This window comes from Pseudomonas sp. SID14000 (assembly GCF_002165135.1).
Lineage (GTDB): Bacteria > Pseudomonadota > Gammaproteobacteria > Pseudomonadales > Pseudomonadaceae > Aquipseudomonas.
Window position 1 is genome coordinate 1 of sequence record NZ_NFZQ01000001.1, and the last position, 23,272, is coordinate 23,272.

Annotated in this window: 21 protein-coding genes; 7 read left to right on the top strand and 14 right to left on the bottom strand. The window is 62.4% G+C overall.

Translation table 11 applies throughout. The annotated features are described in order from the left end of the window. Positions 1-814: 814 nt before the first annotated feature. From msrQ to mrcB, 9 genes are all read right to left on the bottom strand, one after another. Positions 815-1,426, bottom strand: coding sequence for a protein-methionine-sulfoxide reductase heme-binding subunit MsrQ (msrQ, locus tag CAY82_RS00005; RefSeq protein WP_087499410.1), 612 nt, complete (start codon positions 1,424-1,426; stop codon positions 815-817). Next, a complete protein-coding gene (msrP, locus tag CAY82_RS00010; RefSeq protein WP_087499411.1) occupies positions 1,426-2,439 on the bottom strand; it encodes a protein-methionine-sulfoxide reductase catalytic subunit MsrP in 1,014 nt (337 codons plus the stop codon). Before msrP ends, msrQ begins: the two co-directional genes overlap by 1 nt. A 79-nt stretch (positions 2,440-2,518) precedes the next feature. After that, complete coding sequence (gene pssA, locus CAY82_RS00015; RefSeq protein ID WP_003250045.1) at positions 2,519-3,370, bottom strand: CDP-diacylglycerol--serine O-phosphatidyltransferase; 852 nt, start codon at positions 3,368-3,370, stop codon at positions 2,519-2,521. 150 nt (positions 3,371-3,520) lie between these two features. Then, positions 3,521-4,537, bottom strand: coding sequence for a ketol-acid reductoisomerase (ilvC, locus tag CAY82_RS00020; protein WP_087499412.1), 1,017 nt, complete (start codon positions 4,535-4,537; stop codon positions 3,521-3,523). A 55-nt stretch (positions 4,538-4,592) separates the two neighbouring features. Further along, positions 4,593-5,084, bottom strand: a complete 492-nt coding sequence (gene ilvN / locus CAY82_RS00025; protein ID WP_003250040.1) for an acetolactate synthase small subunit — start codon at positions 5,082-5,084, stop codon at positions 4,593-4,595. A gap of 1 nt (position 5,085) precedes the next feature. Beyond that, entirely contained in the window at positions 5,086-6,810 is a 1,725-nt protein-coding gene (locus CAY82_RS00030) for an acetolactate synthase 3 large subunit (protein WP_087499838.1), read from the bottom strand. A gap of 408 nt (positions 6,811-7,218) precedes the next feature. Further along, a complete protein-coding gene (locus CAY82_RS00035) occupies positions 7,219-7,551 on the bottom strand; it encodes a YqcC family protein (RefSeq protein WP_087499413.1) in 333 nt (110 codons plus the stop codon). Beyond that, entirely contained in the window at positions 7,551-8,354 is an 804-nt protein-coding gene (locus tag CAY82_RS00040) for a M48 family metallopeptidase (protein ID WP_087499414.1), read from the bottom strand. Before CAY82_RS00040 ends, CAY82_RS00035 begins: the two co-directional genes overlap by 1 nt. Before the next feature lie 15 nt (positions 8,355-8,369). Beyond that, positions 8,370-10,691 carry a penicillin-binding protein 1B gene (gene mrcB / locus CAY82_RS00045; RefSeq protein WP_087499415.1) on the bottom strand — a complete coding sequence of 774 codons (2,322 nt, stop codon included), beginning with the start codon at positions 10,689-10,691 and terminating at the stop codon, positions 8,370-8,372. Between the two features lie 116 nt (positions 10,692-10,807). On the opposite strand from mrcB, the gene CAY82_RS00050 reads away from it, so the two are divergent. Both CAY82_RS00050 and CAY82_RS00055 read left to right on the top strand, forming a co-directional pair. Continuing rightward, a complete protein-coding gene (locus CAY82_RS00050) occupies positions 10,808-12,370 on the top strand; it encodes a bifunctional aminoglycoside phosphotransferase/ATP-binding protein (RefSeq protein WP_087499416.1) in 1,563 nt (520 codons plus the stop codon). A gap of 177 nt (positions 12,371-12,547) precedes the next feature. Beyond that, positions 12,548-12,826 (top strand): TfoX/Sxy family protein, encoded by a 279-nt coding sequence (locus tag CAY82_RS00055; RefSeq protein WP_087499417.1) that lies wholly within the window; start codon positions 12,548-12,550, stop codon positions 12,824-12,826. Positions 12,827-13,006: 180 nt separating this feature from the next. On the opposite strand, the gene CAY82_RS00060 is transcribed toward CAY82_RS00055, so the two are convergent. The 3 genes from CAY82_RS00060 to CAY82_RS00070 all read right to left on the bottom strand — a co-directional run bounded on the left by CAY82_RS00060 (position 13,007) and on the right by CAY82_RS00070 (position 15,776). Next, positions 13,007-13,888, bottom strand: a complete 882-nt coding sequence (locus CAY82_RS00060; RefSeq protein WP_087499418.1) for a ChaN family lipoprotein — start codon at positions 13,886-13,888, stop codon at positions 13,007-13,009. Between the two features lie 137 nt (positions 13,889-14,025). Continuing rightward, a complete protein-coding gene (locus CAY82_RS00065; RefSeq protein ID WP_087499419.1) occupies positions 14,026-14,793 on the bottom strand; it encodes a heme ABC transporter ATP-binding protein in 768 nt (255 codons plus the stop codon). Next, positions 14,793-15,776: an iron ABC transporter permease gene (locus CAY82_RS00070; RefSeq protein WP_170931008.1), complete on the bottom strand. Its 984-nt coding sequence runs from the start codon at positions 15,774-15,776 to the stop codon at positions 14,793-14,795. The genes CAY82_RS00065 and CAY82_RS00070 overlap by 1 nt, the downstream gene beginning before the upstream one ends. Positions 15,777-16,089: 313 nt before the next feature. Here CAY82_RS00070 and CAY82_RS00075 point away from each other — a divergent pair, with 313 nt between their 5' ends. Further along, positions 16,090-16,407, top strand: coding sequence for a Rieske (2Fe-2S) protein (locus CAY82_RS00075; RefSeq protein ID WP_087499421.1), 318 nt, complete (start codon positions 16,090-16,092; stop codon positions 16,405-16,407). Here CAY82_RS00075 and sfsA read toward each other — a convergent pair. Together sfsA and CAY82_RS00085 are read right to left on the bottom strand one after the other, a co-directional pair. Next, a complete protein-coding gene (gene sfsA / locus CAY82_RS00080) occupies positions 16,397-17,110 on the bottom strand; it encodes a DNA/RNA nuclease SfsA (protein WP_087499422.1) in 714 nt (237 codons plus the stop codon). The two genes, CAY82_RS00075 and sfsA, sit on opposite strands and share 11 nt — an antisense overlap. Next, positions 17,110-18,282 carry a pyridoxal phosphate-dependent aminotransferase gene (locus tag CAY82_RS00085; RefSeq protein WP_087499423.1) on the bottom strand — a complete coding sequence of 391 codons (1,173 nt, stop codon included), beginning with the start codon at positions 18,280-18,282 and terminating at the stop codon, positions 17,110-17,112. Before CAY82_RS00085 ends, sfsA begins: the two co-directional genes overlap by 1 nt. A 210-nt stretch (positions 18,283-18,492) precedes the next feature. Here CAY82_RS00085 and dksA point away from each other — a divergent pair, with 210 nt between their 5' ends. The 4 genes from dksA to CAY82_RS00105 all read left to right on the top strand — a co-directional run bounded on the left by dksA (position 18,493) and on the right by CAY82_RS00105 (position 23,269). Continuing rightward, on the top strand, positions 18,493-18,936 hold the full coding sequence (dksA, locus tag CAY82_RS00090) for an RNA polymerase-binding protein DksA (RefSeq protein WP_025340685.1): 444 nt from the start codon (positions 18,493-18,495) through the stop codon (positions 18,934-18,936). A gap of 64 nt (positions 18,937-19,000) precedes the next feature. After that, positions 19,001-19,888, top strand: a complete 888-nt coding sequence (gluQRS, locus tag CAY82_RS00095; protein WP_170931009.1) for a tRNA glutamyl-Q(34) synthetase GluQRS — start codon at positions 19,001-19,003, stop codon at positions 19,886-19,888. A 245-nt stretch (positions 19,889-20,133) separates the two neighbouring features. Next, positions 20,134-20,310 carry a hypothetical protein gene (locus CAY82_RS00100; RefSeq protein ID WP_003250005.1) on the top strand — a complete coding sequence of 59 codons (177 nt, stop codon included), beginning with the start codon at positions 20,134-20,136 and terminating at the stop codon, positions 20,308-20,310. Further along, complete coding sequence (locus tag CAY82_RS00105; RefSeq protein ID WP_170931001.1) at positions 20,294-23,269, top strand: sensor histidine kinase; 2,976 nt, start codon at positions 20,294-20,296, stop codon at positions 23,267-23,269. Before CAY82_RS00100 ends, CAY82_RS00105 begins: the two co-directional genes overlap by 17 nt. The last annotated feature ends 3 nt before the right edge of the window (positions 23,270-23,272 follow it).

A 23,272-nucleotide genomic window follows, 5' to 3' on the forward strand; every position in this document is an offset into this window, starting at 1 on the left:
GATAATCTTTGTGACTATCAGTCCGTACTCACAAGCACCCACACGAATTGCTTGATTCGATTTGTTAAAGAGCGTTTGGTTAAGAGCTTTTCGTCTCAACCGAGGCGCGCATTCTACGCTTTCCTCATTTGCTGTCAAGCGTTTATTTTGAAGTTCTTGCGAGAAACTCGTTTAGCTTCAAACACTTGACTCGCTGCGATCTCTCGTAGCGGGAGGCGAATCATACAGCGTTTAGAAGCGCTGTCAACCACCATCTCAACCGCCGGCGATCATTTGATCGTAGCCCTTTCAGCTCTTCCCGAACAACCTAACTCATTGAATTTCAAGAAGTTTGTCGTTCCGATGTCGCTGGAAGTGGGGCGCATTATAAGGGGATTCAGAAGGCGGTCAAGGATTAATTTCATTTATTTGAAATATCCCAGGCGAAGACCTTATCAAGGCCAACAGGTGTTTGCCACAACACCTTCTGCGCCTATTAGATCGAGCGCCGCCCGCGCGGCGCTTCGCGGGGCAAGCCCGCTCCCACATTTGTTGCAACGTGGCCATGCCTGTGAGGCCATGGTTGTCAGCCTTGTTGGCATGGCTGGATCTCGAGGTGGGCATTGATGCCGCCCCACCTGCCTCAAGACGAGCACCAAGGCGGGCAACCATGGCCCGACAGGTTCGGTACGTTGCAACAAATGTGGGAGCGGGCTTGCCCCGCGAAGCGCCGCGCGGGCGACGCTCGATCTCATAGGCGCCAGAGAACCTAAGGCGGGCACATTTCAAAGCCAATACCATCCCAAGACAGGCCCCTAGCAGCCCCACCCCACTCTCAAACCACCCTCCCCTGCCTCCGACCAACCCTGGGCAGCACCCGCGCAACAGCAGGAACCCGCAACACCATCAACACAGCCCCAATAACCGCATAAATCACCCACTCCCGCAAATCCGAGCGCACGATCCACAGAAAATGCAGCAAACCCAACCCAAGTATCACGTACACCAACCGGTGCAGCTTCTTCCACCTCGCTCCCAACCGCCGCTGGCTATACCGATTCGAGGTAACCGCCAGGGCCAGCAACCCAAGAAACCCAAGCGCCCCCACAATAATGTAAGGCCGCTTGCGCAACTCCACCGCCAACTGCCCCCAATCCAGCCCAAGGATAAAGAACAGATAAGCCAGGATATGCAGCACGATGTAGGCAAATACCCACAGCCCCAGCTGCCGACGCACCACGATCCAGCCCGACCACCCCGTCAGCTTCTGCAGCGGCGTCATGCCCAAGGTAACCAGCAAGAAGGTCAGCGCCCCGAGCCCAAGCCGGTCCATCATGATCTTTCCGGGATCAGGCCCCAGCAGATTCATCGCGGCCTCATACAACCACCACACCGGGAACAGGCACCCCACGACGAAGATGCCCAGACGAAACCAGGGGTAACGCATCAATAGTTCTTCCGCAGATCGAGCCCGGCGTACAGCGACGCCACTTCATCGACGTAGCCATTGAACATCTGGGTTTCCCGCACATTGGGGCTGAACAGCCCGCTGGGCAGCCGCCGCTCACGCGCCTGGCTCCAACGCGGGTGATCAACCGTCGGGTTCACATTGGCATAGAAACCATATTCATCCGGCGCCAGCCCTTCCCAGGTGGTGCCGGGTTGCTCGGCCACCAGGCTGATACGCACGATCGACTTGATGCTCTTGAAGCCATACTTCCACGGCACCACCAGCCGCAACGGCGCGCCATTCTGGTTGGGCAGCTCCCGACCATACATTCCAACCGCCAGGATCGCCAACGGATGCATTGCCTCATCCAGGCGCAAGCCTTCTCTATACGGCCAGTCGATCAAGGCGAAACCCGAACGCTGCCCCGGCATGTGCTCCGGATCTTTCAGGGTTTCGAAGCGCACATAGCGCGCCCTGGAAGTCGGTTCGACCTGCTTGAGCACCTGCGCCAACGGGAAGCCCAGCCAAGGAATGACCATCGACCAAGCCTCCACGCAACGCAGCCGGTAGATGCGTTCCTCAAGCTGGTACGGTTTGACGAAGTCTTCCAGCGCATAGCGCCCGGGCCTACCCACTTCGCCATCGACCACAACGCTCCACGGCTCGGTTTTCAGGCTGTCGCCATTGGCCGCCGGGTCGCCCTTGTCGGGCCCGAACTCATAGAAGTTGTTGTAGTGGGTGGCATCCTTGAACGGTGTGATTGCCTCACCCTTGACCGTTACTGCCTGCCACCGGGTGGCCGCAAGCTTTTCACTGAACCAGCCAGGCGCCCTGCCCGCTTCGACATCGGCGTAACGGCTGGCTTCAGCCGCGCGCGCCATGCCCGGCAAAGCGCTCAGGGCCAGGCCAGCCAACGAGCCACCCAGCAGGGAACGACGGGAGAGGTAGATGCCTTCGGGAGTGATCTCCGACGCCTTGCAATCGGAAGACCTGGGTAGCTTGATGAGCATGAGCGGCTCCACAGCACTGGATAACGGATGTACCAGTAAGACTATGGAGCCGGCGGGTTATTCCAGCATTAAATGATTGTCACGCTTTGCGACGGCGCGCCTTCAGCAGGAACTGTATCGGCCCCGAAGCCGCATAGGCGAGGAAGATCAGCAGCAGGATACGCGGTGGGTCGCTGAACACCACGGCAAACACCAGCACCACGGCCAGGATCGCCACGAACGGCACACGGCCCTTGAGGTCCAGCTCCTTGAAGCTGTTGTACTTGATGTTGCTGACCATCAGCATGCCGGCGGCCGCCACCAGCAGTGCCACCAGGAACGACAGCTTGGAGCCCTGGATACCGTAGTCGCTGAACGCCCACACGGTACCCGCGACCACGCCTGCGGCAGCCGGACTGGCCAGGCCGATGAAGTAGCGCTTGTCGGCAGTGCCGACCTGGGTATTGAAGCGTGCCAGGCGCAGTGCTGCACCGGCCACATAGATGAAGGCGACCATCCAGCCGACCTTGCCCATGTCGCCCAGCGCCCAGCCAAAGGCCAGCAAGGCTGGAGCCACACCAAAGGCGACCATGTCCGATAGCGAGTCGTACTCGGCACCAAAAGCGCTCTGGGTGTTGGTCATGCGCGCGACACGACCGTCGAGGCCGTCGAGCACCATGGCCACGAAGATGGCGATAGCAGCGAAGGCAAAGTACTTGCTCGCCTCGCGCGGGTCACCGGCGCTCAGGGCGCTCTGCGCGCTCATCGAGCTGATGATGGAATAGAAACCGGCAAACAGGTTGGCGGTGGTAAACAGGTTGGGCAGCAGGTAGATGCCGCGATGGCGCACCTTGCGCCCTTCGGCGTCATGCCCTTCTTCAACGTGCTCATCGACAGGTAGCAGGCTTTCGGCGTCTGAGGGCTTGTTCGGCTCTTCGGGACGTTCGCTCATGGAGGGTACCTTGCAACAGGATGGAAAATGTTCGACACGGGCCTGCAAAACAGGTTCTGACGGCAGGCCACTGGTCTGCTTTATACCAGAAGCTGACTGTCAGAACGAAAAAACGCGGCCGAAGCCGCGTTTTTCATCTTTCGACAAGACTCAGTTCTTGGTCTTGTCGACGATTTTGTTAGCCGAGATCCACGGCATCATCGAGCGCAGTTGCTCGCCGATGATTTCGATGCCGTGAGCGGCGTTGTTACGGCGCTTGGCGGTCATCGATGGGTAGTTGGTAGCACCTTCGGAGATGAACATCTTCGCGTACTCGCCGTCCTGGATGCGCTTCAGGGCGTTGCGCATGGCCTTGCGGGATTCTTCGTTGATGACTTCCGGACCGGTTACATACTCACCGTACTCGGCGTTGTTGGAGATCGAGTAGTTCATGTTGGCGATGCCGCCTTCGTACATGAGGTCAACGATCAGCTTCAGCTCGTGCAGGCACTCGAAGTAGGCCATTTCCGGCGCGTAGCCAGCTTCGACCAGGGTTTCGAAACCGGCCTTGACCAGCTCGACGGTACCGCCGCACAGAACAGCCTGCTCACCGAACAGGTCGGTTTCGGTCTCGTCCTTGAAGGTGGTTTCGATGATGCCGGTACGGCCGCCACCGACGCCAGCGGCGTAGGACAGGGCGACGTTCTTGGCGTTGCCCGAAGCGTCCTGGTAGATAGCGATCAGGTCAGGGATGCCGCCACCCTTGACGAACTCGGAGCGAACGGTGTGGCCCGGGGCCTTCGGCGCGATCATGATCACGTCGAGGTCGGCACGCGGAACAACCTGGTTGTAGTGGATCGAGAAGCCGTGGGAGAAGGCCAGGGTAGCGCCCTTCTTGATGTTCGGCTCGATTTCGCTCTTGTACAGCTGGCCCTGGAATTCGTCCGGGGTCAGGATCATGACCAGGTCGGCGGCAGCGACGGCAGAGGCAACGTCGGTCACTTTCAGGCCGTGGGCTTCTGCCTTGGCAACGGTGGCCGAACCTTTACGCAGACCGATGGTGACATCCACACCGGAGTCCTTCAGGTTGCACGCCTGAGCGTGGCCCTGGGAACCGTAACCGATGATGGCGACTTTCTTACCCTGGATGATGGAAAGGTCGCAGTCTTTATCGTAGAAAACTTTCATGAAAATACCCCTGGTTATATCTCGGCCCCTGCGGAGCCATCGCTAATTTTTGAATTTAGATGCTGAGCACTTTGTCGCCACGGGCAATGCCGGTAACGCCGCTGCGCACGGTTTCGAGAATCGATGCAGTGCCGATCGCCTGGATGAAGCTGTCCAGTTTGTCGCTGGTGCCGCTCAGCTGTACGGTGTACACGCTGGCGGTCACATCGACGATCTGGCCACGGAAGATATCCGTGGTGCGCTTGATCTCGGCGCGCTGGGCACCGGTGGCCTTGACCTTGACCAGCATCAGTTCACGCTCGATGTGAGCGCTTTCCGACAGGTCGACGAGCTTGACCACTTCGACCAGCTTGTTCAGGTTCTTGGTGATCTGTTCGATCACTTCGTCATGGCCAACGGTGGTCAGCGTCAGACGCGACAGGGTCGGGTCTTCGGTCGGCGCCACGGTCAGGCTTTCAATGTTGTAGTTACGCTGGGAGAACAGGCCGACCACACGGGACAACGCACCTGGTTCGTTTTCCAGCAGCAGGGAAATGATGTGCCGCATATCAGGTACGCTCCGTCTTGCTCAGCCACATGTCACGCATCGAGCCATCCTTGATCTGCATCGGATAGACGTGCTCACTGCGGTCAACCGCGATGTCGATGAACACCAGGCGGTCCTTCATCGCAAACGCTTCTTCCAGCTTCGGCTTGAGGTCCTTCAGGCTGGTGATGCGGATACCCACGTGGCCATAGGCCTCGGCCAGCTTGATGAAGTCAGGCAGCGACTCGACGTACGAGTGCGAGTGACGACCGTTGTAGGCCATGTCCTGCCACTGGCGGACCATGCCCAACACACCGTTGTTCAGGTTGACGATCTTCACCGGCAGGCCGTACTGCATGCAGGTGGACAGCTCCTGGATGTTCATCTGGATGCTGCCTTCGCCGGTCACGCAGGCCACGTCCTGGTCCGGGAAGTTGAGCTTGACGCCCATCGCCGCCGGGAAGCCGAAGCCCATGGTGCCCAAGCCACCGGAGTTGATCCAGCGGTTCGGCTTGTTGAAGCGGTAGTACTGCGCCGCGAACATCTGGTGCTGCCCCACGTCGGAGGTGACGAAGGCATCGCCATTGGTCACTTCGCACAGGGTCTCGATGACTTTCTGCGGCTTGATGACATTGCCGTCGCCCTTGTCGTAGGGGAACAACTCGCCATTGCCACGCCATTCGTCGATCTGCTTCCACCAGGCATCCAGCGCCGCCTTGTCAGACTGCTCGCCAATTTCCTTGAGGATGCCGAGCATTTCGCTGAGCACGCTGTCGACCGGGCCGACGATTGGCACATCGGCCTTGATCATCTTGGAGATCGACGCCGGGTCGATGTCGATGTGGATGATCTTGGCGTTCGGGCAGAACTTGGCCGGGCCGTTGACCACGCGGTCGTCAAAGCGGGCACCGACGGCGAAGATGACGTCGGCATGGTGCATGGCCATGTTGGCAGTGAAGCTGCCATGCATGCCGAGCATGCCGAGGAACTGGCGGTCGGTACCCGGGAAGCCACCCAGCCCCATCAGGGTATTGGTGACCGGCAGGTTCAGCGACTTGGCGATTTCGGTCAGGGCTTCGGAGCCACCACCGAGAATCACGCCGCCACCGGAATAGACGATCGGGCGCTTGGCTGCCAGCAGCATCTCGGCAGCCTTGCGGATCTGGCCGGAATGGCCACGTACCGCCGGGCTGTAGGAGCGCAGCTTGACCTTTTTCGGGTAGACGTATTCGAACTTCTCGGCCGGGTTGGTCATATCTTTTGGAATGTCGACCACGACCGGACCTGGGCGACCGGATTGCGCCAGGTAGAATGCTTTTTTCAGGACTTCGGGAATTTCGCTGGCATGTTTGATCATGAAGCTATGCTTCACGATAGGCCGCGAAATGCCGATCATGTCGGTTTCCTGGAAGGCATCGGTACCCACCATGGTGCTAGGCACCTGGCCGGACAGGATGACCATCGGAATCGAATCCATGTAGGCGGTGGCAATACCGGTAATGGCATTGGTCGCGCCCGGGCCGGAGGTTACCAGCACCACGCCGGCCTTGCCGGTGGCGCGGGCGTAGCCGTCCGCCATATGGGTAGCTGCCTGCTCATGACGAACCAGGATGTGCTCGACTTCCGGTTCCTTGAACAGCGCGTCGTAAACATGCAGGAGAGCACCACCAGGGTACCCGTAGATGTGCTTAACGCCTTCGTCACGCAAGAAGCGGACGACCATCTCAGCGCCAGATAAAAGCTCCACGTTGTTCACCTCTAAAACGCCAGAATACCGCCCTCACTGGACGGGTCTTAATAGGTTTACTGCCAAGCAGAGCATGAGCGAACGTCAGCACTGACTGAGCAAGTATTGGGAGCGCCCCAGAGTGTTGCGGGGTTTTCCCACCCAGCGCGAGGTAACGCGTTGCGGGGTGTAACAGGTCGGCGCGGGTGTGCGCCTCATGATCTGCCTAGCGGGTCTGCTTCTGGCAGTCCCTCTACAGCGGAGATTGGATTCTTCTGATTCGGCGCCAACAAGTCAAGAAAAATTATTGCCAATTTTTCCCCAAGATGAATTCCTGCCACCACTAAAAATCGCTTCAGCAGCAGAAATAATAAGATTTCCAAAAAAAAGGGCCACAATCTGCGGCCCTTGAAGGAAAAACTGAAGAAATCAGGCGGAAGGAGCAATCAATTGGTCAAATGCTGCCAACAGACGGCGTAGCTCACGACTTTGCTCTGGCCGGTCGGTAAACACGGTTTCGGCCATGACCAGGATGCCGGAGGCGTTAGGCAGCGGGTGCCCCAGCTCGACGATGATCTTCATCCGCGGCAGGAAGACCCATTGCAGCCACTGTTCGAAACTGAGGGTATCGACGGCGAAAGGCACCGTACTGGCCAGTGCCTCGTCGCTTGGCGGCTCGTCATCCCACCAGCCTTGCACCTGCAGTTCACGCTCGATCAGCATCAGGTGGTCGGCGATATCCAGAATGCGCTGCTCGATCATCACGAATTGACCCGCGCCTTTTGCCGGGCCAGCGCGGCGCCAGCACTGTCACCCTGCTTTTCGCGGGCTTGGGCAATAGTATTCCACAGCTCGGCCTGCAGGCTCGGACGGCCGTTGGCGTATGTCAGGGCGCGCCGCGCCAACTGCTCGGCCTGCGATGCATCACCTTGCGACAGGCGCACCTGAGCCAGGCGGTACAGCACCTGCGGCTCGCGCGGGGCAATGCGCTGGGCACGCTCCAGGCTCGAGGCGGCACCGTTGAAGTCACCACTGCCCTGCTGGGTCTTCGCGGTGGTCAGCAGCGCCAGCACCGGGCCATCCAGCTGCTCGTCGGCCGACAAGCCACCTGCAGCGGCGCTGCTACGTGGGATACCGGTTGGCGCGCTGGTGCTCTGCGGGGCGCTGTTCATCGCTGCAATGTCGAACGGTTCGTCAGCGATCGGATTGGGATTGGTGGTCATCGGTGCCGAACTGACCGGGCCTGTGGTGATCGGACCCGGGGTTATCGGCGAGGTGCTGATCGGCGCCGCGCCATTGGCCGCCGGGAACGTCTGGATGCCCGAAGCACCAGCGCCCTGTGGGATCATCACGGTGACGCCGGAGTCCTCGGGCAGCGTTTGCGCCTGCGCGGTACCGGCGTTATAGCCACCCGCAGAGCGGTTGGCTGTGACGCGCTCGCTGTTGGACACGCGGGTGCTCGAATCGACCACCGGAATATTGCCACGCGGGACGCTGGCGCACCCCTGGAGCACTGCCAGCGCCGTCACGGCAGGAAACAGCCACTTGTTCACGTCACACCTCATCAATGCAGCCTGTGCTTAATTCATCCAGCCCTTGACCCAGTCCATGACTGATTCAACTGGATCCTGCTCGCCGCCACAGGTCGCGCCGGCGGGCGGTTCACTGCCGCGAATATACGGCATCTGCACCGCTCCCGGACAGCTGCCATCAGACCCATGGCCACTGTACGGGTCGATCCAGGCCTGCACCACGTTGTCCGGTTGCGGCATGTCCAACGGCAGCGGGTCGGCCTTCTTCATGAAGCTGGTCCACACCTGCAGGGCACCGGTGGCGCCGGTAAATGGCGTTTTGCCGTTATCGTCACGGCCCATCCACACCACGGCCAGCAGGTCCTGGCTGAAGCCGGAGAACCAGCTGTCGCGCGAATCGTTACTGGTACCGGTCTTGCCCGCCAGGGTAAGGTTACGCGGCAAAGTGTTGTACACCGAGCGGCCGGTGCCTTCGCGCATTACCCGCTGCATGGCGTTCTGCACCAGATAGATGGCCCCCGGGTCGAAGGTTTGCTGAATCTGGAACGGGTAGCGCTTGAGCGGCTCGCCCTCGGCGGTGAGTACGCTGCGGATACCGCGCATCGGGGTGTTGAAGCCGCCGTTGGCGATGGTCTGGTACATGGTCGCGACCTGCATCGGCGACATGCCGCCGGCACCCAGCAGCATGGCCGGGAACGCCGGCCAGTCGACATTCACGCCCAGCCGGCCAATGGTCTTGATCACGTTGGGCACGCCCACTTCCAGGCCGATCTTGGCAGTCGACAGGTTGTAGGAGTTGGCCAGCCCCTGGTACAGGTAGATGGTGCCATGCGGGCGACGGTCGTAGTTCTGCGGGCGCCAGACCTGGCCGTCGGCACCTTTGACCGAGAACGGCTCGTCCTGCACCCAACTGGTCAAAGTGTACTTGGTCGGTTGCTCCAGCGCGGTCAGGTACACCGCCGGCTTGACCAGCGAGCCGATCGGCCGCACGGCATCGATGGCACGGTTGAAGCCGGCGAAGCCTGCCTGGCGGCTGCCGATCAGTGCCTGCACCTCACCGGTTTCCGGGTTGGTCACGACCATTGCCGACTCCACCTCGTCAGCCCCCTTGCGACCCGCCAGGCGCTTGAAGGTCTCGCTCATCGAGGCTTCAGCCTTCATCTGCAGGATCGGGTCGAAGCTGGTGAAGATTCGCAGACCTTCTTCGGTCAAGTCTTCATCGCGGTAGTCCTGGCGCAGCTGACGCTTGACCAGATCGAGGAAGGCCGGGAACGAGCTGTCGGCCAGGCTGCCGCGCTTGGTCACGCCCAGCGGCATCTTCTTCGCTGCATCGACTTCTGCCTGGCTGGCCACACCCTGCTCGGCCACCAGATCGAGCACCAGGTTGCGGCGGGCCAGGGCGCGGTCGGGGTAGCGACGCGGGTTATAGTAGGACGGCCCCTTGACCATCCCCACCAGCAAGGCGATCTGGTGCAGTTTCAGCTCCGACAGCGGTTGGCTGAAGAAGAACTGACTGGCAAGGCCGAAGCCGTGCACCGCACGCTGGCCATCCTGACCGACGAACACCTCGTTGAGGTAGGCCTCCAGGATCTCGCGCTTGTCGTAGTGCAGTTCCAGCAGCACGGCCATCATCGCTTCGGTCAGCTTGCGGCTTAGACTGCGCTCGCTGGTGAGGTAGAAGTTCTTCACCAACTGCTGGGTCAGGGTGCTGCCACCCTGGCGCATGGAACCGGCCGAGGTGTTGACCCACATGGCTCGCGCGATGGACTTGGGCGACACCCCGAAGTGGCTGTAGAAATCGCGGTCTTCCGTCGCCACCAGGGTTTCGAGCAGGTACGGCGGCACCTGGTCGATCTTGATCAGGATGCGGTCTTCGAGGTTTTTCGGGTAGATGCCGCCGATCATCAGTGGCTCCAGGCGCACTACGTCGAGCGTCTTGCCATTGGCACCGGAAAGGCCCGCCACATAATCGCCAGAGAAACGCACACGCACGAACTGGGCCGGTTCCATGCCCTCGTAGAACTGGAAGCCACGGGTATTGAGCTCGACGGTGTTGCCGTTGACTGCCGCCGCACCCGGGCCGTTGGCCGCGCTTTCACGCCGGTAGCCGAGCGCATCCAGCTCGGTGAGGAAGTCATCCTTGCTCAGCTTCTGGCCGGTAAACAGCTCCAGTGGCCGGGCATACACCTTGGCCGGGATGGTCCAGCGCTTGCCGGAGAACTTCTCCTGGACAACGGCATCGAGGTAAACCGCGAAGCCGGCAACGATCACCAGGCCTACCAGGCTGAGCTTCAAAGCCCAGCCCAGCCAGGCGCGGGAGCGGCCGGTCGGGCGTTTCTGAGGGGTACGGGGATTTCGGGTTCGGGTCATGGTGGCGGATTATACGCACTTTATAAAGGCTGGGCAGACGCCCCTGGCGGTAGGCAGGGACGGCACCATTGACCATAATGGCGCATTCGAATTCCCTGCCCCCGGAAGGATTTCCCGTGAGCCAAGCTCTTATCACTGCGTTGCAGAACCCAGCCCTCTACCCTCACCCCGTGGATGGGTTCCAGCTCATCGAGACGCATATCTCCTGGGTCCTGCTCACTGGCGAGTATGCCTACAAGATCAAGAAGCCGATGAACTTCGGCTTCCTCGATTTCACCGGCCTGGACCAGCGCCAGCATTTCTGTAACGAAGAATTGCGCCTGAACCAGCGCCTGACCGACGGTCTGTACCTGGAAGTGTTGCCGATCACGGGTAGCGTTGACGCCCCGCAGATCGGTGGTGAAGGCGAAGCCATCGAGTACGTGCTGAAGATGCGCCAGTTCCCCCAGGGGCAGATGCTCAACACCCTGCAAGCCAATGGCGAACTGAACGCCGCACACATCGACCAGATGGCCCGGCAGATCGCCGAGTTCCACCTGCAGGCCCCGCGTGTGCCGGTGGAGCACCCGCTGGGCACGCCGGACAGCGTGATGGCGCCGGTCGAACAGAACTTCGAGCAGATTCGCCCGTTCCTCAGCGACAAAGCCGACCTGCAGCAACTCGACGCCCTGCAGGCCTGGGCACGCAGCAGCTTCGAGCGCCTGCATGGCCTGCTTGAAAAGCGCAAGGCCAATGGTTTCATCCGTGAATGCCATGGTGACATCCACCTGGGCAACGCCACCCTGATCGATGGCAAGGTGGTGATCTTCGACTGCATCGAGTTCAACGAACCGTTCCGCCTGACCGATGTGTATGCCGACACCGGCTTCCTGGCCATGGACCTGGAAGACCGCGGCCTGAAATGCCTGGCCCGGCGCTTCATCAGCCAGTACCTGGAACTGACAGGCGACTACGAAGGCCTGGAACTGCTCAACTTCTACAAAGCCTACCGCGCGCTGGTGCGGGCCAAGGTGGCGCTGTTCAGCATGCCGGCCGATGCCGATGGCGTGCAACGCGCCACCACCCTGCGCACCTACCGCAACTACGCCAACCTGGCAGAAAGCTACAGCGCCATCCCGTCGCGCCTACTGGCCATTACCCACGGTGTTTCGGCGGTGGGCAAAAGCCACGTGGCCATGCGCATGGTCGAGGCCCTGGGCGCCGTCCGCGTGCGTTCTGACGTGGAGCGCAAGCGCCTGTTCGGCGAACAGCAGCAGGCTGACGCTGGCCAGCTGAGTACTGGCATCTATGACCAGGACGCCAGTGCCGCGACCTACCAGCGCCTGCACGAGGTAGCGGCAACCGTGCTGCGAGCCGGGTTCCCGGTAGTGCTGGACGCCACCTACCTCAAGCGTGAGCAGCGCCAGGCCGCGGCGGACATCGCCAGCCAGACCGGGGTGCCGTTCCTGATCCTCGACTGCCATGCACCGGATGCGGTCATCGCCAGCTGGCTGGAGCAGCGCCAGGCAGAAAACACCGACCCGTCGGATGCCACCCTGGACGTAGTCAATGCGCAGCAGGCCAGCCGCGAGCCACTGGATGCACAGGAACTGGTGCAGAGCACCCGCGTCGATACCCAGGATGCCGGTAGCATGGACCAGGTGATCGAGCAGATTCGCCAGCGCTTGCCTGGGCTGTAAGTTCAGCGCTTTCCTGGACCGGCCTGTTCGCGGGTTTACCCGCGAACAGGCCGGTCCAGGACATCTCGTCGCCCCCTATGGCAAAAGGCCGCGCATTTCCCAACCCCCGCTACACTCCTCTCTGACCTGCTCGCGATTTATCCCCCAATCCCCGTTCAGCCATCGCAAGGAGGCTCGATGAACGATGAATTGCAGCATCTGAAGAACCTTGGCAAGACCTCTGCGCAGTGGCTGCATGCAGCCGGTATCCACAGTGCATCGGATCTGCGCCGTCTGGGCGCGGTGGGTGCGTACCAGGCCGTGAAGACACGAGGGTTCCGCGCATCGAAGGTGCTGTTGTATGCCATTGAAGGCGCCCTGCTGGACGTGCACTGGAACGATTTGCCGCTCGAACGCAAAGAAGCGCTCAATCAACAACTTGATGCGAAAAGCCCTGCGCAAAAAAATCAAAAATAGTTACGGGGAGGGGATTGACGTCGAAATGAGAATGGTTATGATTATCACAACTGGTCGCGAGACTGGTTAGATAAGCTAAGAGCCCCTGGTTCGGACTCTCAGATTATCTCCTCATCAGGCTAATCACGGTTATTGACCCGGCAATTTGCCGGGTCTTTTTTTTTGCCTTTTTCAGCCCTGTCACCGCAGTTGCGCACAATAGTCCTGCGCCGGCATTGCCGCTGTGTACCACACATAATCAGCCTCGCCTGACTCGACCTGCTCACCCACCTCGGCCAGCAGCAATACCTTGCTCTGCCCCGGCGCCTGCAGGTCAGCCAGGTGCAATGGCACACCCAAGTCCTTGCGCACGTGATAAGCCCCGGCCAACAGCAATGCCGGCTGCGGCGCTGCCAACAAGCGCTCGGCCAGGCGCCGGTCGCGCTGCTGCTGCACGGCCAGCATTGCCGGCAACTGGCTTTCTGGGAGCATCCCGCAATGCCCGGCACGCACATGCTCCAGCAGGGCGGCCTTTACCTTCGGCGCATTGGACCGTTCGCCCTTTAACGAAACCGGCTGCCGATAGGCCTGGCGCATCTCGTCGGACGAGAGATTGGCGGCCAGCAAAGGCACCCGCTGCTGCAGAGCTTCAGTCACGATTGGCCCGTAAAGCTGCCAATCCCAGCCGTCCTGCCAGGACAAGGCCTTGGGCAGGTCTGCCGGCAAAGGCTGCCCCGCGAGCTTGTCCAGCAGCGGTTGCTGCTCGGGCTGCAGCATCTCCAGCAGCAGGCTGCCCTGCGCACGCTGGCCTTGCAGGGCACGCAGCAGCCACAACTGCAGTGCATGATGGTCGGGGTTGTCGTGTTTCTCGCCGACCAGCACCCGGGGGGAGCCAGCCAGGCGCTGCATCAGTTGCTCAGGGCTGAGGTGCTGGCCATTGGCAAGATCGACGATATGCCCCAGCTCGGCATGGTTGCGCCCCTCACTGCTCTGCCAGTCGGGCAGCGCTGGCAGGCTGGCCTGGCAGCCACCCAGCACCAGCCCCAGGCACAGCGAGAAAACGGACAGCAGCGGATGTCGCATGTGTATCTCCCCTCACGGCCTGACCGGAGTATGTAGGAGCAGCCTTGTGCTGCGAAGAGGCCGGGGGCAGCAGATATGCATTGTCAGTACCGGCCTCTTCGCAGCACAAGGCTGCTCCTACAAAGATCGCGCCAGCGTTAGCGGGTGATGATCAGCGGATGCCCACGTTCCGGGTGCACCTGTACCAGTACATCGATCCCGTATACCGCCTTCAACGCCGCCGGCGTCAGCACTGCTTCGGGTGCGGCAAAGGCATGGCAGCGCCCGTGCTCCAGCAGCAGGATACGGTCACAGTAGCGCGCCGCCAGGTTCAGGTCATGCAGGATCACCAGCACTGCGGCGCCACGGTCGGCAAAGCGGCGCACGGCTTCCAGGGTGGTGTGCTGGTGCAGCGGGTCGAGCATCGAGGTCGGCTCGTCAAGCAGCAGCGTAGTACCTGCTTCGCCCGGCCACAGCTGCGCCAGCACCCTGGCCAGGTGCACCCTTTGCCGCTCGCCGCCAGACAGCGCCAGGTAGCTGCGCTCTACCAAGTGCCAGGCATCCGTCGCCCGCAGGGCTGCCTCGACGATTTCCGCATCGCGCCGCTGCCCGGTGCCATGGGGCATGCGCCCCATGCCCACCACTTCCTCGACGCGGAACGAAAACTCCAGGCTGGACACCTGCGGCAACACCGCCAGGCGCCTGGCCCGTTCCTGCCCGGCCCAGGCGGCCAGTGGCCTGCCCTGTAGCGTCACCCGCCCGCTATCGGGCACCAGCTCGCCGCACAGCACACCCAGCAGGCTGCTCTTGCCGGCACCGTTGGGGCCGAGCACACCCAACACCTGCCCCGGGGTCAGTTGCAGGTGAATGTCATGCAGCACTTCATTGCTGCCTCGCCGCAAGTACAGGCCCTCGGCTTGCAACATCAACTGCGTCCTCGTATCAGCAGGAACAGGAAGAACGGCGCACCGATAAAGGCGGTGACGATACCGATCGGCAGTTCGGCAGGCGCCAGCAGCAGCCGCGCCGCCAAATCAGCGAACAGCATCAGCACGCCGCCGGCCAACAAGGAAGCTGGCAGCACTACACGGTGATCAGGCCCGGCCAGCAGACGCACCAGGTGCGGCACCACCAGGCCGATGAAGCCGATCAGCCCGGCAGCAGCCACCGCCGCCCCTACGCCCAACGCTGTGCAGAACACCAGCTCGCGCTTGAGCCGTTCCACATCGATGCCCAAGTGGCATGCCTCCGACTCACCCAGCAGCATGGCATTCAGCGCCTTGGCCCGGCGTGGCAGCCATACCGCAACGCCCGCAGCCACCAGCAGCAACGGCCACAGCCGCTGGTAACTGGCACCATTGAGGCTACCCAGGTTCCAGAACGTCAGCGTGCGCAGGGTAGCGTCGTCGGCCAGGTAGGAGAATAATCCCACGGCAGCACCGCCCAGCGCGGTCATGGCCACACCGGCCAACAGCATCGTGGCGACGTTGGTCTGGCCGTCGCGCCGCCCCAGGCGATAGACCAGCGCAGTCACACCCAGCCCGCCAATGAAAGCACACAGCGACAACAGGTAAGGGGCAAACACATCCGGCATACCGCCCAGCCAGCTGCCAGCAACGATGGCCACCGCCGCGCCCACCGATGCCCCGGCAGCAACCCCTATCAGCCCGGGGTCGGCCAGCGGGTTACGGAACAGCCCCTGCATGGCCACCCCGGACAACGCCAGCACCGCGCCCACAGCCAACCCCAGCAAGGTGCGCGGCAGACGGATCTGGCCGAGGATCATCTCGGCCTGCTGCAAGCCATCAGCGGCGATGGGCAACCCCAGCAGACGCAGGCCGGCACGCAGGGTATCGAACAGCGGCAGGCTGACCGGCCCCAGGGCCAATGACAACCACACCGCCAACAAACACAACAGGCTCAGGCAAATGAACAGCGTGCGTGGCTGGACCCGCTGCTTCATTGGGCGAGGCTGGCCTTGGCAGCCGGGTAGAAGGTGACCACCAGGGCCTGGGTAGAGAGCACAAGGTTTGCGCACAGGGAGAGCGAAGCGACAGGACGGCGCCTCATCGGGTTCCTTCTGCAGGCCAGGCGGACCGCGTACCTTGTAGCGGGCAGCGGAACTGCGCACCATAGGCGGCCGAGCGCAGCGAACGCGGAAGATTTGATCATTTTTCGCACTGATGCGTCAGCCATCACTTGTTTCACGAGTCGTCCTTGCCATGCATTTCCTTTGTACCTCCTGCGGGCTGGCCGAAGGCCAAAGCCGCGCTTTCAGCGTAGACGGCATCGAGCTGTTCGCCGTGCGCCGCCAGGGCCTGGTGTACCTCTACCGAAACCGTTGCCCGCACCGTGGCATCCCGCTGAACTGGGCGGAAGATGCGTTTCTCGATGACAGCGCCAGCCTGATCCACTGCGCCCATCATGGCGCATTGTTCCTGATCGAAAATGGCGAATGCGTGGCCGGGCCGTGCGAGGGCGAGCAACTGCAGGCCCTGGGCTGCCACGAGGACAGCCAGGGCATCTGGTTCAAGGGGTAAGCAGCACCGGCAGACAGCGGTCGATGACGATGCCTTCGGGGTCCAGGCGCGTGCCATAGGCCAACACCTCCACACCCTCCGCCACTGCAGCGCGCAGGGCCTGGGCATAAGCCGTATCGATTTCCTCGGCCGGGCGCACGGCGTCGATACCGGTCAGGTTCACGCAATACAGCTGCACCGCCCGCACGCCTTGCCTGGCCAGCTTCGCCAGCTCGCGCAGGTGCTTGGCACCACGCTGGGTCACCGCGTCAGGGAAGGCCGCGACCGTGCTGTCGGGGTAGCCCAGCGTCACGCTCTTGACCTCGACATAGGCCGGGACACCGTCGAACTCCAGGCGAAAGTCGATGCGGCTGCCTTCCTCACCGTAGGCCACTTCACGCCTTAGAGCACTGAAGCCGGCCAGTTCGGCGATGATGCCTGCACGCAGGGCCTCTTCGACCAGCGTATTGGCCCGCCCGGTATTCACGCAGGCCAGCCGCCCCTGCGGGGTTTCGCTGATTTCCCACGTGCCCGGCAGCTTGCGCTTGGGATCGTTGGAGCGGCTGAACCACACCTGCCCGCCTTCACGCATGCAGTTGAGCATGGAGCCGGTGTTCGGGCAGTGGATGGTCAGCTGCTCGCCGCTGGACAGTTCGATATCCGCCAGAAAGCGCTTGTAGCGGCGCAGCAGGCGGCCCTGTTCGAGTGGGGGGTAGAACTGCATCAGCCTTGCCAACTCCGCAGGCCGCGGGCAATCCGCTGCACCGCCTCTTCCAGACGCGGCAGGCTCTGGGTGTAGGCAAAGCGCACATGGTGCCCGGCCAGGTGGCGGCCGAAGTCCAGGCCCGGAGTGAAGGCCAGGTGCTCGGTTTCCAGGAAGTGCCGGCAGAAGGCGAACGCATCACCGCCAAAGGCACTGATGTCGGCATACAGGTAGAAAGCCCCCTGTGGCTCGACGGCAATGCGGAAACCCAGTTCGCGCAAGGCGGGCAACAGGTAGTCGCGACGGCGGGCGAACTCGGCGCGGCGCTCCTCGAAAATGGCCAGGGTTTCGGGCTGGAAGCACGCCAGCGCGGCATGCTGGGCCATGCTTGGCGCACTGATGTACAGGTTTTGTGCCAGCTTCTCCAGATCGGCCACCGCGCCAGGGGGCGCCACCAGCCAGCCAAGGCGCCAGCCGGTCATGCCGAAATACTTGGAAAAACTATTCAGCACGAATGCCGAGTCGTCCACTTCCAGCACGCTGGGGGCGTCCATGCCATAGGTCAGCCCGTGATAGATCTCGTCCACCACCAGGTGCCCATGCCGTTCGCGGGTGGCGCAGGACAGGCCGGCCAGCTCTTCACGCCCCAGCACGGTGCCGGTCGGGTTGGCCGGGGAGGCAACCAGGGCACCGACCGTGTCCTTGTCCCAGTAGCGGTCGACAAGGTCGGCGGTCAGTTGGTAATTCACGTCCGGGCCCACCGGCACCAACTGCGCCCCGCCCTCGACCAGGCGCAGGAAGTGGCGGTTGCACGGATAGCCCGGGTCGGCCAGCAGCCAGTGTTTACCTGGGTCGACCAGCAGGCTGCTGGCCAGCAGCAGCGCACCGGAGCCACCCGGGGTGATGAGGATGCGCTCAGGGTCGACACTCAGGCCATAACGCTGGCCATAGAAGCCGGCAATGGCTTCGCGCAGCGCTGGCAGGCCGCGTGCAGCGGTGTAGCGGGTGTGCCCGGCGGCCAGTGCCGCCTGACCGGCGGCAACGATGGGCGCGGCCGTGGTGAAGTCCGGCTCGCCGATTTCCAGGTGGATCACGTCGTGTCCGGCCGCCTGCAACTCGTTGGCCCGGGCCAGCAGCGCCATGACGTGGAAGGGTTCGATGGCGCGGCTGCGCGCACTGTAGGTGTGGGCCATGACCTTCTCTCAAATGGGTCTAAACTGGAGATTCTACCTCTGCACGCCACCGAACGTGCGGCTCACGCCGCTGTCAATTACCAGAATCGGGCGGGGTAGCGCACCCCCGATCTATCTGGTAAGTTCGGCGGCTCGCAGTCGCAGGGCCGGCGGGTGCCGGAGATGGAGCAGCCTGCGCATTGGATCAGATGAGTGAGAGGCGGTCTATTCATGTCCACCGTAGAAAAGCAAAAAGCCCAGACCATGTACGGTGTCGAGCCCTACGTAGAAACCAAGGGTGAAGAGTACATGGGCGAGCCCATGAAAAAGCACTTCACCAAGCTTCTCGGCGCCTGGAAGCAAGAGCTGATGAACAGTGTCGACCGCACTGTGGACCACATGAAGGACGAGGCAGCCAACTTCCCCGACCCGGCCGACCGCGCCAGCCAGGAAGAAGAGTTCGCGCTGGAGCTGCGCAACCGCGATCGCGAGCGCAAGCTGATCAAGAAAATCGACAAGACCCTCGACAAGATCAAGGCCGACGAATACGGCTGGTGCGAATCGTGCGGCATCGAGATCGGCCTGCGTCGCCTGGAGGCCCGCCCTACCGCCGACCTGTGCTTCGACTGCAAGGAAATCGCCGAGAAAAAGGAAAAGACGGTCGGCAAAGGCTGATCTTTCTTTCCACCTGAACGGGGCGCATCATGCGCCCCGTTTCATTTATATGCCCAGCCTGACCATGACCGACTCCAGCTACATCGGGCGTTTCGCCCCCACCCCAAGCGGCTTCCTGCACTTCGGCTCGCTGGTCGCCGCCCTCGCCTCCTGGCTCGATGCCCGCGCCGTCAACGGCCGCTGGCTGCTGCGCATGGAAGACACCGACCCGCCACGAGAAATGCCCGGCGCCCGCGATGCGATTCTGCAGACCCTGGAGCGCTACGGCCTGGAATGGGATGGCGAGGTGGTGTTCCAGAGCCAGCGGCACGATGCCTATGCCTCGGTGGTCGACCGCCTGTTCAACATGGGACTGGCCTACGCCTGCACCTGCTCGCGCAAGCAACTGGAGAGTTACCACGGCATCTACCCGGGCCTGTGCCGCAATGCCGGGCATCCCCGTGAAGGCGCGGCGATCCGCTTGCGCGTGCCGGAGCTGATCTACCGCTTTACCGACCGAGTGCAGGGCGAGTTCCAGCAACACTTGGGGCGTGAAGTAGGCGATTTCGTGATCCAGCGCCGCGACGGGCTGTATGCCTACCAGTTGGCAGTGGTGCTGGACGATGCCTGGCAAGGCGTTACCGATATCGTGCGCGGCGCCGACCTGCTCGACAACACCCCGCGCCAGCTGTACCTGCAAGAACTGCTGGGTTTCTCGCAGCCGCGTTACCTGCATATTCCACTGATCGTGCAGCCGGACGGGCACAAGCTGGGCAAGTCGTACCGCTCACCGCCGCTGCAGGCGGACAAGGCGACACCGCTGTTGCTGCGAGCATTGCGGGCGCTGGGGCAGGAAGCAGACCCCGAGTTACTGCTGGCAACGCCGGCTGAGGTATTGGCAGTCGCCCGCAAGCAGTGGCGGCCCGAGGCGATTGCGCAGCGGACCACGGTGCCAGAGGCTGATTTGCGCTGAGGCAGGCCCGGCCCTTTCGCGGGTAAACCCGCTCCCACAGGGTCCTCAGCAAACCTGAGGAAAGCGCATTACCTGTGGGAGCGGGTTCACCCGCGAAGAGGCCGGCACAGGTAGCCCACCCCTCAAAAACAAAAGTCCAATACATTCAACATCTTGGCGAACCCCATGGATTCCCGCTAGCATCCCCCCAGCCATTTGCGCCAATAATAAGTCCAAGCCCGCAGCGCCCAACTATCGAGGCCAGCATGTACATCTATCGTTTGGTCCTGCTTCTGGTCGTGGGGATCTACCTGTTCTCCCCGGCCATCATGGACTGGTGGATCGAACCGACCGGAGCCTGGTATCGCCCTTACCTGCTCTGGCTGATCCTGATCGTCGTCACCTTCATCCTGCAGAGCCAACGAGATGCCGATGAGCTTTAGCCTGACCCAGATGATCCTGATCAGTGCCGCGTACCTCATGGTACTGTTCGGCGTGGCCTGGATCAGCGAGCGGGGGCTGATCCCGCGTTCGATCATTCGCCACCCGCTGACCTATACCCTGTCGCTGGGCGTGTACGCCAGTGCCTGGGCCTTCTATGGCTCGGTAGGCCTGGCCTACCAGTACGGCTACGGTTTCCTCGCCTGTTACCTGGGGGTGTCCGGCGCGTTCCTGCTGGCACCGGTGCTGCTCTACCCGATCCTCAAGATCACCCGCACCTATCAGTTGTCCTCGCTGGCCGACCTGCTGGCGTTCCGCTTCCGCAGCACCTGGGCCGGGGCGCTGACCACCATCATCATGCTGATCGGCGTGCTGCCCTTGCTGGCCCTGCAGATCCAGGCGGTGGCCGACTCGATCAGCATCCTCACCGGTGAGCCGGTCAAGGCCCGGGTGGCCTTCGCCTTCTGTACGCTGATCATCCTGTTCACCATCTTCTTCGGTTCTCGGCACATCGCCACACGCGAAAAGCACGAAGGGCTGGTGTTCGCCATCGCCTTCGAGTCGGTGATCAAGCTGCTGGCCCTGGGCGGTATCGGCCTGTACGCCCTGTATGGCGTGTTCGGCGGCCCGCACGAGCTGGAGGTATGGCTGCTGCAGAACCAGACGGCCCTGGCCGCCCTGCACACCCCGTTGCAGGAAGGCCCGTGGCGCACCCTGCTGCTGGTGTTTTTCGCCTCGGCCATCGTCATGCCGCACATGTATCACATGGCCTTCACAGAAAACCTCAACCCGCGCTCGCTGGTCAGCGCCAGCTGGGGCCTACCGCTGTTCCTGCTGCTGATGAGCCTGGCCGTGCCACTGGTGCTGTGGGCCGGCCTGCGCCTGGGCGCCAGCACCAACCCCGAGTACTTCACCCTGGGCCTGGGGCTTGCCGCCAACAATCAGGCACTGGCGCTGTTGGCCTACATCGGCGGCTTGTCGGCCGCCAGCGGGTTGATAATAGTCACCACCCTGGCGCTGTCGGGCATGGCCCTCAACCACCTGGTGCTGCCGCTGTACCAGCCGCCGGCCGAAGGCAACATCTATCGCTGGCTGAAGTGGACCCGCCGCGCGCTGATCGTCGCCATCATCACCGCCGGGTTCATGTTCTACCTGACCCAGAACAACCACCAGAGCCTGGCCAACCTGGGCATCGTCGCCTTCGTTGCCACCTTGCAGTTCCTGCCGGGCGTGCTCTCGGTGCTGTACTGGCCGACCGCCAACCGCCGCGGCTTCATCGCCGGCCTGCTGGCCGGCACCCTGGTGTGGATGGTGACCATGCTGCTGCCACTGCTGGGCAACCTGCAGGGCTTCTACATCCCGCCGCTAGACATGATCTACGTACTGGACGACACCAGCTGGCACATGGCAGCCATCGCCTCGCTGGCGGCCAACGTGCTGCTGTTCACCCTGATCTCGCTGTTCACCAACGCCAGCAACGAAGAGGTCAGCGCAGCCGAAGCCTGCGCGGTGGACAACGTGCGCCGCCCGCAACGCCGCGAGCTGCACGCTGCCTCACCACAGGAGTTCGCCACCCAGCTGGCCAAGCCACTGGGCGCCAAGGCCGCGCAGAAAGAAGTGGAGCAGGCCCTGCGCGACCTTTACCTGCCGTTCGACGAGCGCCGCCCCTATGCCTTGCGCCGCCTGCGCGACCGCATCGAGGCCAACCTGTCCGGCCTGATGGGGCCGAGCGTGGCCCAGGACATGGTCGAGACCTTCCTGCCGTACAAGTCCGGTAACGAAAACTACGTGACCGAGGACATCCACTTCATCGAAAGCCGCCTGGAAGACTACCACTCGCGCCTGACCGGCCTGGCCGCCGAGCTCGACGCCCTGCGCCGCTACCACCGCCAGACCCTGCAGGAACTACCCATGGGCGTCTGCTCGCTGGCCAAGGACCAGGAAATCCTGATGTGGAACAAGGCCATGGAGGAACTCACCGGCATCGCCGCCAAGCACGTGGTCGGCTCACGCCTGGTCACAATAAGCGAACCCTGGCGCGGCCTGCTGCAAGGCTTCATCAACGTGCCCGACGAGCACCTGCACAAACAGCGCCTGGTGCTGGACGGCCAGCCGCGCTGGCTGAACCTGCACAAGGCCGCCATCGACGAGCCACTGGCCCCGGGTAACAGCGGCCTGGTGCTGCTGGTGGAGGACCTTACCGAAACCCAGGCGCTGGAAGACAAGCTGGTGCACTCCGAACGCCTGGCCAGCATCGGCCGCCTGGCCGCCGGCGTGGCCCACGAGATCGGCAACCCGATCACCGGCATCGCCTGCCTGGCGCAGAACCTGCGCGAGGAGCGTGAGGGTGATGGTGAAATCATCGAGCTGTCCAGCCAGATTCTCGAACAGACCAAGCGGGTATCACGCATCGTCCAGTCGCTGATGAGCTTCGCCCATGCCGGTGGCAGCCACCAGAACAGCGAAGAGCCGGTATGCCTGGCCGAAGTGGCGCAGGACGCCATTGGTCTGCTGGCGTTGAACCGGCGCAATTTCGAAGTACAGTTCTTCAACCTCTGCGACCCGGAGCACTGGGCCGAAGGGGACCCGCAGCGCCTGGCCCAGGTGCTGATCAACCTGCTCTCCAACGCCCGCGACGCATCAAAGCCCGGCAGTGCCGTGCGCGTGCGCACCGAAGTCAGCGAGCACACCGTCGACCTGATCGTCGAGGATGAGGGCAGCGGGATCCCGAAGAACATCATGGACCGCCTGTTCGAACCCTTCTTCACCACCAAGGACCCGGGCGAAGGAACCGGACTGGGGCTCGCTCTGGTCTATTCCATCGTGGAAGAGCATTATGGGCAAATCACCATCGACAGCCCGGCCGATATCGAACGGCAACGTGGCACCCGGATCCGCGTGACCCTGCCCCGGCATGTCGTAGCGACGTCCCCTGAAATTCGAGACCGTCGAGAGAATTGAATC